The 12647-nt window shown below is 73.1% G+C and carries 12 protein-coding genes; 6 read left to right on the top strand and 6 right to left on the bottom strand.

Going from position 1 to position 12647, the window contains the following annotated elements:
• The first annotated feature begins 22 nt into the window (after nt 1–22).
• A complete protein-coding gene (locus tag ACZ5GP_RS03690) occupies nt 23–211 on the top strand; it encodes a hypothetical protein (RefSeq protein WP_468749219.1) in 189 nt (62 codons plus the stop codon).
• Between the two features lie 117 nt (nt 212–328).
• On the opposite strand, the gene ACZ5GP_RS03685 is transcribed toward ACZ5GP_RS03690, so the two are convergent.
• The 3 genes from ACZ5GP_RS03685 to ACZ5GP_RS03675 form a co-directional block, all read right to left on the bottom strand.
• Nucleotides 329–1270 carry a 3-oxoacyl-ACP reductase gene (locus ACZ5GP_RS03685; protein WP_468749218.1) on the bottom strand — a complete coding sequence of 314 codons (942 nt, stop codon included), beginning with the start codon at nt 1268–1270 and terminating at the stop codon, nt 329–331.
• 85 nt (nt 1271–1355) lie between these two features.
• Nucleotides 1356–2432 (bottom strand): Zn-dependent alcohol dehydrogenase, encoded by a 1077-nt coding sequence (locus tag ACZ5GP_RS03680; protein WP_468749217.1) that lies wholly within the window; start codon nt 2430–2432, stop codon nt 1356–1358.
• Between the two features lie 75 nt (nt 2433–2507).
• A complete protein-coding gene (locus tag ACZ5GP_RS03675) occupies nt 2508–3362 on the bottom strand; it encodes a MaoC/PaaZ C-terminal domain-containing protein (RefSeq protein ID WP_468749216.1) in 855 nt (284 codons plus the stop codon).
• Between the two features lie 283 nt (nt 3363–3645).
• On the opposite strand from ACZ5GP_RS03675, the gene ACZ5GP_RS03670 reads away from it, so the two are divergent.
• The gene (locus ACZ5GP_RS03670; protein WP_468749215.1) at nt 3646–4923 is read left to right on the top strand and encodes a sensor histidine kinase; all 1278 of its coding nucleotides are present in this window, start codon (nt 3646–3648) and stop codon (nt 4921–4923) included.
• Here ACZ5GP_RS03670 and ACZ5GP_RS03665 read toward each other — a convergent pair.
• Nucleotides 4890–5108 carry a hypothetical protein gene (locus ACZ5GP_RS03665; RefSeq protein WP_468749214.1) on the bottom strand — a complete coding sequence of 73 codons (219 nt, stop codon included), beginning with the start codon at nt 5106–5108 and terminating at the stop codon, nt 4890–4892. The two genes, ACZ5GP_RS03670 and ACZ5GP_RS03665, sit on opposite strands and share 34 nt — an antisense overlap.
• Before the next feature lie 186 nt (nt 5109–5294).
• On the opposite strand from ACZ5GP_RS03665, the gene ACZ5GP_RS03660 reads away from it, so the two are divergent.
• A complete protein-coding gene (locus ACZ5GP_RS03660) occupies nt 5295–5927 on the top strand; it encodes a response regulator (RefSeq protein ID WP_468749674.1) in 633 nt (210 codons plus the stop codon).
• Nucleotides 5928–5940: 13 nt separating this feature from the next.
• Here the strand turns inward: ACZ5GP_RS03660 and ACZ5GP_RS03655 are convergent, their stop codons facing one another.
• Both ACZ5GP_RS03655 and ACZ5GP_RS03650 read right to left on the bottom strand, forming a co-directional pair.
• The gene (locus tag ACZ5GP_RS03655) at nt 5941–7389 is read right to left on the bottom strand and encodes an MFS transporter (protein ID WP_468749213.1); all 1449 of its coding nucleotides are present in this window, start codon (nt 7387–7389) and stop codon (nt 5941–5943) included.
• 123 nt (nt 7390–7512) lie between these two features.
• Nucleotides 7513–8697 (bottom strand): lipid-transfer protein, encoded by a 1185-nt coding sequence (locus ACZ5GP_RS03650; protein WP_468749212.1) that lies wholly within the window; start codon nt 8695–8697, stop codon nt 7513–7515.
• A 267-nt stretch (nt 8698–8964) separates the two neighbouring features.
• Between ACZ5GP_RS03650 and ACZ5GP_RS03645 the strand changes: the two genes are divergently transcribed.
• The 3 genes from ACZ5GP_RS03645 (at nt 8965) to ACZ5GP_RS03635 (ending at nt 12500) form a co-directional block, all read left to right on the top strand.
• Nucleotides 8965–10719 carry an MFS transporter gene (locus ACZ5GP_RS03645; protein WP_468749211.1) on the top strand — a complete coding sequence of 585 codons (1755 nt, stop codon included), beginning with the start codon at nt 8965–8967 and terminating at the stop codon, nt 10717–10719.
• Between the two features lie 94 nt (nt 10720–10813).
• Entirely contained in the window at nt 10814–11470 is a 657-nt protein-coding gene (locus ACZ5GP_RS03640) for a class I SAM-dependent methyltransferase (RefSeq protein ID WP_468749210.1), read from the top strand.
• 22 nt (nt 11471–11492) lie between these two features.
• Nucleotides 11493–12500: an N-acetylmuramoyl-L-alanine amidase gene (locus tag ACZ5GP_RS03635; RefSeq protein WP_468749209.1), complete on the top strand. Its 1008-nt coding sequence runs from the start codon at nt 11493–11495 to the stop codon at nt 12498–12500.
• Nucleotides 12501–12647: the final 147 nt, after the last annotated feature.

Here is a 12647-nt window from a genome sequence, read left to right as displayed (position 1 = left end):
GTACGAAGGATCTTCTTACGGGGTGAGTAACGAGATGTCGACCGAGACCGGTACGGAGACGCAGTGGGACACCGAGCGGTGGCAAGGGGCGCACGCCGCCTCGCAGACCGGCGCCCACTCCGGCGCGGGTAGGCACCGGGGTCCGGTGGCCGAGCACGACGAGGCCACGGCGCCGCGGGGCCGCCACCGCAGGCAGCCTGCGGATTCCTGAGCGACGCGTCGCGCCGTGACCCGCGGCGCCTCGCGCAGAAGTCCCGCTCCCCTGCCGCCACGAGCGGCGCGGGGGCGGGACTTTCCCGTCGCCGCCCCCCTTCCCTCGCCCTTTTGTTCAGCTCCTTTTGAGCCCGAGGACCTCGGCGGCCGCGAATGTCTCGTTCGGCGGGCGGTCCGCGTAGTACGGCGTGAGCAGCTCGTCCAGCTCGTCGTACGTGAACGCCTCCTTCGCCGCGTCGAACTTCGCCGCCACCTTGGGGCGTTCGACGATCGCGACCATGCCGCCGTGCACGACGAGCAGCTGGCCGTTGACCCTGGCGGCGGCGGGTGAGGCGAGGTAGCCCACCAGGGGCGGGACATGTTCGGGGGAGAGCGGGTCGAGGCGGCCGTCGGACGGCTCCTGGAAGCCCCGGAAGACGTCCTCGGTCATGCGGGTCCGCGCTCGGGGGCAGATCGCGTTGGCCGTCACGCCGTACTTGGCGAGCGCCAGCGCGGTCGACGTCGTCAGACCGACGATGCCGCCCTTGGCCGCCGCGTAGTTGGGCTGGCCCGCCGATCCGGCGAGGAAGGCCTCCGAGGAGGTGTTGACGATCCGCCCGTACACCGGCCCGCCCGCCGCCTTGGAGCGCTCGCGCCAGTGGGCGGACGCGAAGCGGGTGGTGTTGAAGTGGCCCTTGAGGTGGACACGGACGACCGAGTCCCACTCGTCCTCGCTCATCGAGAAGATCATCCGGTCCCGCAGGATGCCCGCGTTGTTGACGAGGATGTCCAGCTTCCCGTACGCCTCGATCGCCGACTCCACCAGGGCGTGCGCCTGTCCGTGGTCGGCGACGTCGCCGGTGTGGGCGACGGCGTGCCCGCCCACGGCCCGGATCTGCTCGGCGACCTCCTCGGCGGGCGCCGCCGACGCCTCGCCGGAGCCGTCGCGGCCCGGCCGCCCGAAGTCGTTCACGACGACGCTCGCGCCGAGCCGGGCCAGTTCCAGGGCCTCGGCGCGCCCCAGCCCGCGCCCCGCGCCGGTGACGATCGCGGCCAGGCCCTCAAGTGGCAGTGACATCCTTGTCCTCCCAGATCCCGTATGGCCCCTCAGATCCCTTGCGGCCCCTCAGACCTCGTACGCCTCCCAGATCTCGTACGGCCTCTCAGATCTCGATGCACGTGCGCAGGGCGGTCCCGGTGCGCATCTGCTCCAGGGCCTCGTTGATCTCGCCGAGCCGCACGCGGTGCGTGATCATGTGCTCCAGGTCGATGCGGCCCGCCCGCCACAGCGCGATGGCCCGCTCGTACGACCGCAGGACGTCGCCCCCGCCGTACAGGGAGGGCAGGATCCGCTTCTCGTCGAAGAACAGCTCGAACATGTTGAGCCGCAGGTGGTCGTCCATGGCCCCGGCGCCGACGACGCACAGCGTGCCGCCGCGCCGCGTCGCCTCGTACGCCGTGCGGGCCGTGGCGGACCTGCCGACGACCTCGAAGACGTAGTCGAAGCCCTCACCGCCGGTGATCCGCTGCTTGGCGTCCGTCAGCTCCTCGGGGGCGACGGCCTCCGTCGCGCCGAACCCGAGAGCGGCCTCGCGGCGCGAGGCGACCGGGTCGACCGCGACGATCTGGGCCGCGCCCTTGAGTCGGGCGCCCTGGATCGCGGAGACGCCGACGCCGCCGCAGCCGATGACGGCGACCGACGAACCGGCCGCCACGTCGGCGGTGTTGATGGCCGCGCCGAGCCCCGTCGTCACCCCGCAGCCGATGAGGGCCGCGATGTCGAAGGGCACGTCGTCGGGGATCGGCACGGCGCACCCGGCGGCCACCACGACCTCCTCGGTGAACGTGCCGGTGCCCGCGAAGCCGAAGACGTCTCCCCCGGGGCGCCTGAAGTTGGGGGTGCCCGCGTTCAGGAAACCGGCGAGGCACAGATGGGTCTCGCCGCGCCTGCATGCGGGGCAGGCGCCGCACGCGGGCAGCCAGCAGATCAGCGCCCGGTCCCCCGGCGCGAGGCCCCGCACGCCGTCGCCCACCTCGATGATCTCGCCGGCGCCCTCGTGGCCGGGGACGAAGGGCGCGGGCTGCGGCAGCACGCCGCTCATCGCGGAGACGTCGGAGTGGCACAGGCCGGTGGCCCGGACCCGGATGCGTACCTTGCCGGGGCCGAAGCCCAGCGCCTCGACGTCGTCGAGGACCTCCAGCTTGTCCTGGCCTATCTCGTGCAGTACGGCTGCGCGCATGGCGCGGCCTCCTCTCGTACGAAGAAGACTCGGTGAAGCCGGTACGGCTGGTGAAGCCGGTGGCCTGACAGGGGGTCAGGCGTACTCGACGACGGTGTCGGCGAGGACCGGCGCGTCGTCCCGCTCGACCGACGTGACCGCCGCCGCCACGCGGCCCTCGCCCCGCCACACGCGGATCCGCAGGGTCTCGCCGGGGAAGACGATCCCGGTGAAGCGCGTGCTGTACCCGCGCACCCGGGACACGTCGCCGCCGAGCAGGGTGTCGACGACGGCCTTGAGCGTCATGCCGTAGGTGCACAGGCCGTGCAGGATCGGCCTGTCGAATCCGGCGAGCCTCGCGAACTCGGGGTCGGCGTGCAGCGGGTTCCAGTCGCCGGAGAGGCGGTAGAGCAGCGCCTGGTCCTCGCGGACGGGCCGCTCGACCACCAGGTCGGGCTCGCCCTGCGGGGCGGGCGGGCGATCGGCGGGGCCGCGGTCGCCGCCGAAGCCGCCTTCGCCGCGTACGTAGATCTGCGCGTCGCTCGTCCACAGCGGGCCCTCGGCGTCGGCGGCCTCGGTGCGCAGGACGAGGACCGCGGCCTTGCCCTTGTCGTACACCGCGGCGACCCGGGACGTGGAGAGCGCCTCGCCCCGGACGGGAAGGGGGCGGTGCAGGGTGAGGGCCTGGCCGCCGTGCAGCACCGCGGCCAGGTCCACCTCGATGCCGGGCGCGGACAGCCCGCCGACCACGCCCATGCCGGCGCCCGCGACGGTGGCGAAGCTGGGCAGGACGTGCAGCCGGGACTCCAGGGTGTAGCGCAGTTCGGCGGGATCGGTGGCGGGCAGGCCCGCGCCCAGACCCAGGTGGTAGAGCTGGACGTCCTTGTGGTCCCAGGCGATCTCGGTCGTCCGGGGTTCGGCGGCCACGGCCTTCGCGGCGTCAATGGGCATGGGGTGGCGACTCCTTGGGCTCCTGGGCCGACGGCGGAAGACCTCGGTGCGGCCGTCCGCACCGTCGACCGCACCGAGGCCGCAACCGGGCCGTTCTAGAACGCGTTCCAGTCCGGCGTCCCATGTATAGCCGAGGCGCGGGGAGTTGGGAAGGCCGCTGACAGCACGTCAGGTCCGTCGGGTATCGGTGACTTTTGTCCCGGCCGGGCCGGCACAGGCGTACCGGCCGAGTCGGGACAACCGCACCTGCCGCCGCCGCGCCCCGCTCCGTACCGTCGTCACCATGAGAACGACATCCCAGGACACGCCCGGCCGGCCGGCCCGCACCCCGCGGTTCTTCGGCCGGGAGGCCGGCGCGGGGAGCCGGCTCGCCCGCTTCCGCGCCCATGCCCGCGCCCGGAAGAAGTGCGGCCGCGCCGGGCCCGAGGAGCTGGGCCCGCCCAACGGCTTCGCGATGCTGCCCTGGCTCCTGATGGGCATGGGCTCCTTCTCCAACCTCCTCCAGGGCAGGACACCGAACCCCTGGATCGGCGCCCTCGGCCTGCTCGCCTTCAACTCCCTGTACGTCACCGTCGTCTTCCGGGCCTTCGTCAAGGAGGCGCGGCAGGCCCGGCGGACGCGGTGGCTGCTCGCCGGGCTCACCGCGATCACCCTGGGCCTCGCCCTCGGCTACGGCGGGAGCTGGCTGATGTTCTTCCCCCTGCTGGGCCTGGCCACCGGCTCGGTGCTGCGGGGCCGGCAGCTCGCCCCGGCGGCCTTCGGCCTGAGCGTCGCCGCGGCGGTCGTCGGCGGGGTGCGCGAAGGCTGGGAGGCGACCGGCATCGCGTACGGCACGTTCTTGTCCGTGATGGTGACGGCGGCGATCCTCGCCCTGTCGGAGACCGTCAAGGACCTGCGCGCCGCCCGCGAGGAGCTGGCCCGCGCCGCCGTCGAGAAGGAACGCCTGCGCTTCTCCCGCGACCTGCACGACCTGCTCGGGCACACGCTCTCGGTGATCGTCGTCAAGGCGGAGGCCACCCGGCGCCTGGCCCCCCGCGACCTGGACGCGGCGCTCGGCCAGGTCACCGACATCGAGTCCGTCGGACGGCAGGCGCTCACCGAGATCCGCGAGGCCGTCACCGGCTACCGCGAGGGCAGCCTCGCCACCGAACTCGACCGTGCCCGCGACCTCCTGGAGGCCGCCGGCGTCGAGGCGGCCGTCCGCCAGTCGGGGCCGCCGCTCGCCCCGCCGACGGCGGCACTGCTCGGCTGGGTGGTGCGCGAGTGCGCCACCAACGTCGTACGGCACGCCGGGGCCACCCGCTGCGAGATCGAGGTCTTCGGCGGCGCCGGGCAGGCCCGCCTGGTGATCGCCGACGACGGGCGCGGCGAGGCAGCGGGGCCGCCCGGCAGTGGGCTGAAGGGCCTGGCCGAACGGCTCGCGGCGGCGGGCGGCTCCCTCACCTCGGGCCCGGTGGCCGGATCAGGCTTCCGGGTGACGGCCGTGCTGCCGGTCACCGAGCCGGATCCGGCCACCGGAACCGTCCGTCAGAAACAGATCGTGGCGGACGGGGTGGCGTAGAGGTCCCGGTAGCAGGGCGGCAGGTCGCTCTCGCCCAGGGAGTTGACGGCGCTGACGACGTACTTGGGCCGGTCCTGCCTCTCCTGCGGGTAGCCGGGGCCGGCGTCGGCGACCGCGGTGGCCGCGCCGCCGAGCAGGGAGGTGGCGGCCAGTGCCAGGGCGGCGAGTGCGGTCCGTGAACGCATGATTCCTCCAGTGGGAAGCAAGGGAAAGGTCACCCAGCACCCTGGCGGTCGGCGCCGCCCGCCGGCCTCGGGCACACGGGAGGTCACCCGATCGCCCCGCGCGTCTCACCCGAGTGACCCCGGCGCGGCCGGTCTGCCGTCACCCGCCCGCCTCGCCGTCCGCCCTATCCTCTTCCCGTGACAGAGATGCCCCGGGACCACCGCCCGGCGAAATCCGTGAGAGTCCTGCTCGCCGAGGACCAGGGCATGATGCGCGGCGCGCTCGCGCTGCTGCTCGGCATGGAGGAGGACATCGAGGTCGTCGCCCAGGTCGGCGCGGGCGACCTCATCGTGGACGCGGCCCTGACCACCCGTCCCGACGTGGCGCTGCTGGACATCGAGCTGCCGGGCCGCAGCGGCCTGGACGCCGCCGCCGACCTGCGCGAGGAGTGCCCCGACTGCCGGGTCCTGATCCTCACCACGTTCGGCAGGCCCGGGTATCTGCGCCGCGCCATGGAGGCGGGCGCCGTCGGCTTCCTCGTCAAGGACGGTCCCGTCGAGGACCTGGCCGAGGCGATCCGCCGGGCGCTGCGGGGCGAGACCGTCGTCGACCCGGGGCTCGCCGCGGCCGCGCTGAGCGCCGGCCCCAGCCCGCTGACCGGCCGGGAGACGGACGTGCTCAAGGCGTCGGTGGACGGCGCCACGGTCGCCGACATCGCGGGCGAGCTGTGCCTGTCGGAGTCGACCGTGCGGAACTACCTCTCCGCGGCCATCGGCAAGACGGGCACCCGCAACCGCATGGAGGCGGTACGGGAGGCCCGGCAGCGCGGCTGGCTCTAGACCGGCGCAGGCGCTACTCGGAGGCCTGGGCCGCCCGCTTCGTCCCCGGCATCCACAGCAGCAGGACCACCACGCCCGCCAGCAGGATGAACCCGCTCGTGCGGAACGCCATGGCGTAGCCGTCCGTCAGGGCCTGGCGCGAGGTCGAGCCGTCCATCTGGGCGGCGGCCACCGTGGAGAGCACCGCGAGGCCGAGCGCGCCGCCCATCGTGCGGGAGGTGTTGACCAGGCCCGAGACGAGTCCGGCGTCGCCCGGCGCCGCCCCGGAGGTGGCCAGCGAGGCGAGCGGGGTCGTGGCGAGGCCCGCGCCGAACATCATCACGATGCCGGGCAGCATGATCGAGGTGACGTACGACCCGTCGACGGTCATCGTCGACTGCCAGCCGAAGCCGGCGGCGGCCACCACGATGCCGAGCACGGAGACGTTCTTCGCGCCGAGCACCGGCATCACGCGCGGCGCCAGCATCGAGCCGAGGACGATGGTGAGGGAGGACGGGATGAGGGCGAGGCCGGCCGTCAGCGGGGAGTAGCCGAGGACGTTCTGGGCGTAGAGCGTCATGAACATCCACATGGCGAACATTCCGGCGCCGCACACGAACATCGCGGCGTTCGCCGCCGACACCGAGCGCACCCGGAACAGCTTCAGCGGCATCAGCGGCACCTTGGTGCGCGCCTCCACCACGAGGAAGGCGCCGAGCAGCGCGAGCCCGGCCGCGAGCGGCACCAGCGTCGCGGCCGCCGTCCAGCCCTTCTCCTCGGTCTGCACGATGCCGTACGCGAGGGTGGCGAGCCCGGCGGTGACGAGCACCGCGCCCGGCACGTCGAGGCGGCGGGCCTGTCCCGCCCTGCTCTCGGTGAGCCAGGCCAGGCCCGCGACGATCACCAGCGCGCCGATCGGTACGTTGATCAGGAGCACCCAGCGCCAGGAGAGCAGGTCGGTCAGGACCCCGCCGACCAGGCCGCCGGCCGCGCCGCCGCCCGCGCCGACCGCGGACCAGACGCCGATCGCCCGTATCCGGGCCGGGCCCTCGGGCACCGCGGAGGTCAGGATCGTCAGCGTCGAGGGCGCGAGGACCGCGGCGCCCAGTCCCTGCACGGCCCGCGCCACGAGGAGCTGCCAGTCGGCCTGCGCGAGGCCGCCGCCGAGCGAGGCGGCGGTGAACAGGCCGAGGCCGAGGAGGAACATCCGCTTGCGTCCGAAGAGGTCGCCGGCCCGCCCGCCGAGCAGCATGAAGCCCGCGAAGGCGATGGAGTAGGCGTTGACGACCCACTGGAGTCCGATGGCGCTCATGCCGAGGTCGGCCCGCATCGAGGGCAGCGCGGTGTTGACCACCGACACGTCGAGGACGACCAGGAACTGGCCGGCACAGGCGGTGAGCAGGACCGCCCACACCGGCACGGGCCTTTTGGGCGGGGCGGGGGCGGATGCGGTGGTGTAAGCGGTGGAGGGCGTCTGGACCATGACAGCCATCCTCTCAAGCGCCGCGAGCGGACGGCATCGGATATTGGCTGCATGCGTCCGGGTCCAAGGCCCTAGGTCTTGAGGGCCCCACGCCCCTGGGCCCGTCCGACGATTCCCGTCCGCCTACCGCCGCAGCAGCGTCACCACCGCCGCGCCGCCGAGGCCGATGTTGTGCGCGAGGCCCACCCGGGCGCCGGTGACCTGCCGGGCCCCGGCCTCGCCGCGCAGCTGCCACGTCAGCTCCGCGATCTGCGCGATGCCCGTCGCGCCGAGCGGGTGGCCCTTGGAGATCAGGCCGCCGGAGGGGTTCACGACCCAGCGTCCGCCGTACGTCGTCGCGCCGCTCTCCACCAGCTCGCCCGACTCGCCGGGCGCGCACATGCCGAGCGCCTCGTACGTCAGGAGTTCGTTGACGGAGAAGCAGTCGTGCAGCTCGATGACGTCCACGTCCTCGATGCCGAGCCCCGCCCGCTCGTGGGCCAGCCGCGCCGCCTCCCGCGACATCGGCTGCCCGACCACGTCGACGCAGGAGCCGGAGGCGAAGGACTCCCCGGTGTCGGTGGTCATCGCCTGGGCCGTGATCTCCACGGCCCGCTCCGCCAGGCCGCGGCGCTCCACGAACCGTTCGGAGGCGACGACCGCGGCGGCCGCGCCGTCCGAGGTCGGGGAGCACTGGAGCCGGGTGAGCGGCCGGTGGACGGTCTTGGCCGCGAGGACCTCGTCCACGGTGTACACGTCCTGGAACTGGGCGTACGGGTTGTTCGCCGAGTGCCGGTGGTTCTTGGCGCCGACCGCGGCCAGCTGCGCCTCGGTCGTGCCGTACCTCTCCATGTGCTCGCGGGCGGCGTCGCCGAAGATCTGCGCGGTGGGCGGGGTCGTGTCGAAGCCGTGCCGGGCGGCCATGATCCCGTAGTGGCGGGCGACCGGGGACGTCTTGAAGTCGCCCTCGCCGCCGCCCCCGAGCGAGCCGCGCGCCATCTTCTCGAAGCCGAGCGCCAGCACGCAGTCCTCCAGACCGCCCTCGACGAACTGCCGGGCCGTCATCAGCGCGGTGGACCCGGTGGCGCAGTTGTTGTTCACGTTGTAGACGGGGATGCCGGTCAGACCCAGTTCGTAGACGGCGCGCTGCCCGGCGGTCGAGGGCTGGAAGCAGTGGCCGACGCAGGCCTGCCCGATGGCGTCGTAGGCGATGCCGGCGTCCTGAAGGGCCTTGGTGCCGGCTTCCTTCGCCATGTCCCAGTACTGCCACTCGCGCGTCCCGGGCTTCTCGAACCGGGTCATTCCGACGCCGACGACATAGCTCTTCACGAAGCGCTCTCCTTCGGTCACGGGAGCGCGACAGAGTAGAACACGTTCCATTCCGGCGGAAGGTCGGACGCGCCGCCGATCCGGAGCGTCCGGGGATCCAAGGCCTGCCGGAGCACCCGGGTGAGGGGCCGGTCAACAGGAGGTCAAGAGTTCCCCTCGTACGACAGTCATCGGAATAGTCGCCCGGGGAGACAAGTTCGAGCTACACGTATCTCCTGCCCGACCGACCCCCGCCGGGTCCGACTTCCGCCTCGGAGGCCCCACGCAATGTCGATGACGACGACCCACCCACGCGGCATACGCGGAGTCGTCCCCGTACTCGCCTTCTCCGGCATCGTCGTCGCGGTGATGCAGACCCTGCTCGTGCCGGTGATCAAGGACCTGCCGGCCCTGCTGGACACCGCCCCCTCGAACGCCACCTGGGTCATGACGTCCACGCTCCTCGCGGGCGCCGTCGCCACCCCGATCATGGGGCGCCTCGGCGACCTCTACGGCAAGCGCAGGATGCTGCTCGCCAGCCTCGCCGTGATGGTCGTCGGCTCGCTGGTCTGCGGTTTCACCGACGATCTGCTCGTGATGATCGTCGGCCGCGCGCTCCAGGGCTTCGCCATGGGCGCCATCCCGCTCGGCATCGGCCTGATGCGCGACCAGCTGCCCCGCGAGAAGCTCGGCTCCGCGATGGCCCTGATGAGCTCCTCCATCGGCGTCGGCGGCGGTCTCGCGCTGCCGCTCGCCGCGCTCACCGCGCAGCACGCCGACTGGCACGCCCTGTTCTTCGGCGCCGCGGGCCTCGGCGTCCTCGCGATGCTGCTGACCGTCGTCTTCGTGCCGGAGAGCCCGATGCGGGCCGAGGGCACCTTCGACGTGCTCGGCGCGATCGGCCTCTCGGCGGGGCTCGTGCTCTTCCTGCTGCCCATCACCAAGGGCAGCGACTGGGGCTGGACCTCGGGCACCACGCTCGGCCTGTTCGCCGCCGCGGCCGTCGTCCTGCTCCTGTGGGGCGTGATGGAGCTGCGCGTCACGGCGCCGCTGGTGGACCTGCGCACCACCGCCCGCCGCTCGGTGCTCTTCACCAACCTCGCCTCGATCATGGTCGGCGTCGCCTTCTACGCCGTCTCGCTCGTCCTGCCGCAGCTGCTCCAGCTGCCCGCCGCCACCGGCTACGGCCTCGGGCAGTCGATGGTCGTCGCGGGTCTGTGCGTGATGCCGCTCGGCCTGACGATGATGTTCACCGCGCCGGTCTACGCCCGCCTCTCGGCGAAGTACGGCCCGAAGACGACCCTCATCCTCGGCATGCTGATCATCGCGGTCGGCTACGGCGCGGGCCTCGGCCTGATGAGCGCCGCCTGGCAGACCATCGTCATCGCGGTGGTCCTCGGCGCGGGCATCGGCCTCGCCTACTCCTCGCTGCCCGCGCTCATCATCGGCTCCGTCGACCCGTCCGAGACGGGTGCGGCCAACGGCCTCAACACCCTGATGCGCTCGATCGGCACCTCGGTGTCCTCCGCCGTGATCGGCATGGTCCTCGCCAACACCGCGGACCACGTCGGCGGCGTCGCCGTGCCCACCATGCACGGCTTCCGCGTCTCCTTCCTGATCGCGACGGGCGCGGTCGTCATCGGCCTGCTCTTCGCCCTGCTGCTGCCCTCCGCGCGCCGCCCCGCCACCACGCAGCTGCGCGCCAGCAGCGAGGAGGACGCCAACCTGGAGCGCGCGACCGAGGCCCTCACGGGCTTCCGGGGCCGGGTGCACACCGCGGACGGCGCCCCGCTGGCCCGCGCGAAGGTGACGCTGATCGACCGCCGCGGCAAGCAGGCGGGCGCCGCCCTCACCGACGCGGAGGGCAACTACGCCCTGGCCGTCCCCGCCGACGGCTCCTACGTCCTCGCGGCCACCGCCGCCGGCCACGCGCCGCGCGCCTCGGCGGCCGCCCACGACGGGGGCGAGCAGCCGGTGCGGGTCGACCTGGCCCTGTCCGGCTCCGCCGAGGCCGGCACCGGCGCCGACGCGCTGCCCGCCTGACCCGAGTGGCGTACGCACGCACCCCCGTCACCCGTATGGCGGGGGCGCCGTGCATCATGGGCGGCCAGACCCGCGTACGACCTGGAGGAACCCCATGGCCGCCGAGCCCGAGCCCACGCCGGAGATCCTCGCCGCGTTCGAGGCCGCCAAGGGCTTCATGCCGCGCGGCGAGGGGCTCGCGCTGTACGCGGCCGCCGTCCGGGCCGGCGCGCTCGGACTGCCGCTCCTGGAGGTCGGCACGTACTGCGGGCGCTCCACGATCCTGCTCGCCGACGCGGCCCGGCGGGCCGGGGTGAGCGCGATCACCGTGGACCACCACCGCGGCAGCGAGGAGCAGCAGCCGGGCTGGGAGTACCACGACCCCCGAACGGTCGATCCCGAGGTCGGCCTGATGGACACGCTGCCCGCCTTCCGGCGCACGCTGCACCGGGCGGGCCTGGAGGAGCACGTGATCGCCGTCGTCGGCCGCTCGCCGCAGGTGGCGAAGGTGTGGGGCGGGGCGCTCGGCCTGGTCTTCATCGACGGCGGCCACACCGACGAACACGCCACCGCGGACTACGAGGGCTGGGCGCCGCACCTCGCCGAGGGCGGCCTGCTCGCCATCCACGACGTGTTCCCCGACCCCGTCGACATCATGACCGGCCAGGCCCCCTACCGGGTCTATCTGAGGGCTCTGGCGTCCGGCGCGTTCACGGAGGTCTCGGCCACGGACTCGCTGCGCGTGCTGCGGCGAACGGGAGCGGGGATGTGACCGCGCGGCTAGGCTCGCCCTCGTGTCGTACGTAGGTCCGGAATTCGATCCGTCCCAGCCGCCCAGGCGCCGCCTCGGCCACCCGCTGACCGTGGCGGTGGCCGCGCTGGTGCCCACCTGCCTGGCCGGATGGCTGGTCTATCAGGCGACCGGCGGTGAGGGCGGCGGCCCCGCGCGAGCGCTGCCGGCGTCCCCGAGCGCCTCCGCCACCGCCTCCGCCGACGGGTCCCTGCCCCACGGCGGCGACTCCCCCTCCCCGTCGAAATCCGGCAAGGGGAAGGAAAAGGACAAGGACGGCAAGGGCGACGGCAACGATTCGACCACGAAGCCGTCCACGCACGCCCCGGCCCCCAACGGCCCCCTCAAGGGAAAGGTCGTCGTCGTCGACCCCGGCCACAACGAGGGCAACTTCCGGCACACCGCCGAGATCAACCGCCAGGTCGACATCGGCACGAACCGCAAGGAGTGCGACACCACGGGCACGTCCACGAACGACGGCTACACCGAGGCGAAGTTCACCCTGGACGTGGCCCGCCGCCTGCGGACCCTGCTCCAAGAGCAGGGCGCCACCGTCACGTTCACCCAGGACGGCGACCGCCCCTGGGGCCCCTGCGTCGACGAGCGCGCCCGGATCGGCAACGAGGCCCGCGCGGACGCGGTGATCTCCCTGCACGCCGACGGCTCGGGCGTGGGCAACCGCGGATTCCACGTGATCCTGCCCGCGAAGGTGAAGGGCGGCGCGGCCGACACCTCCGCGATCGTCGCCCCCTCCAAGGAGTTGGGCGAGCGCATCGCGGGGAAGTTCGTCGCCGCGACCGGCAGCGCCCCCTCCAACTACGTCGGCGGCGGCACCGGCCTCGACGTCCGCAGCGACCTCGGGGGCCTCAACCTGTCGACCGTGCCCAAGGTGTTCATCGAGTGCGGCAACATGCGGGACCCGAAGGACGCGGCCCTTTTGAAGAGCGGCGAGTGGCGGCAGAAGGCGGCGCAGGGCATTTCCGAGGGAATCGACGGATTCCTGCGCAAGTAGCTCGTGAACGTCCGCGTACCAATACGTGCACGTCTTTATCCCGAGCAGACACCCCCTGTGTACGGACGATATTGTCCTCCCTACGATGAGGGGCCACCCCCGCGCTTCGCGCACCGCGGCACGAACGCGACTACGGCGACAGCGACG

The organism is Streptomyces sp. NPDC031466, assembly GCF_055581265.1.
This window is presented reverse-complemented; position numbering and strand designations above follow the sequence as displayed.

Coding starts and splice junctions, on each gene's coding strand:
- ACZ5GP_RS03685 (WP_468749218.1), bottom strand. CDS start 1,270: ATGTCACTGCCACTTGAGGGCCTGGCCGCGATCGTCACCGGCGCGGGG.
- ACZ5GP_RS03680 (WP_468749217.1), bottom strand. CDS start 2,432: ATGCGCGCAGCCGTACTGCACGAGATAGGCCAGGACAAGCTGGAGGTC.
- ACZ5GP_RS03675 (WP_468749216.1), bottom strand. CDS start 3,362: ATGCCCATTGACGCCGCGAAGGCCGTGGCCGCCGAACCCCGGACGACC.
- ACZ5GP_RS03670 (WP_468749215.1), top strand. CDS start 3,646: ATGAGAACGACATCCCAGGACACGCCCGGCCGGCCGGCCCGCACCCCG.
- ACZ5GP_RS03665 (WP_468749214.1), bottom strand. CDS start 5,108: ATGCGTTCACGGACCGCACTCGCCGCCCTGGCACTGGCCGCCACCTCC.
- ACZ5GP_RS03660 (WP_468749674.1), top strand. CDS start 5,295: ATGCCCCGGGACCACCGCCCGGCGAAATCCGTGAGAGTCCTGCTCGCC.
- ACZ5GP_RS03655 (WP_468749213.1), bottom strand. CDS start 7,389: ATGGTCCAGACGCCCTCCACCGCTTACACCACCGCATCCGCCCCCGCC.
- ACZ5GP_RS03645 (WP_468749211.1), top strand. CDS start 8,965: ATGTCGATGACGACGACCCACCCACGCGGCATACGCGGAGTCGTCCCC.
- ACZ5GP_RS03640 (WP_468749210.1), top strand. CDS start 10,814: ATGGCCGCCGAGCCCGAGCCCACGCCGGAGATCCTCGCCGCGTTCGAG.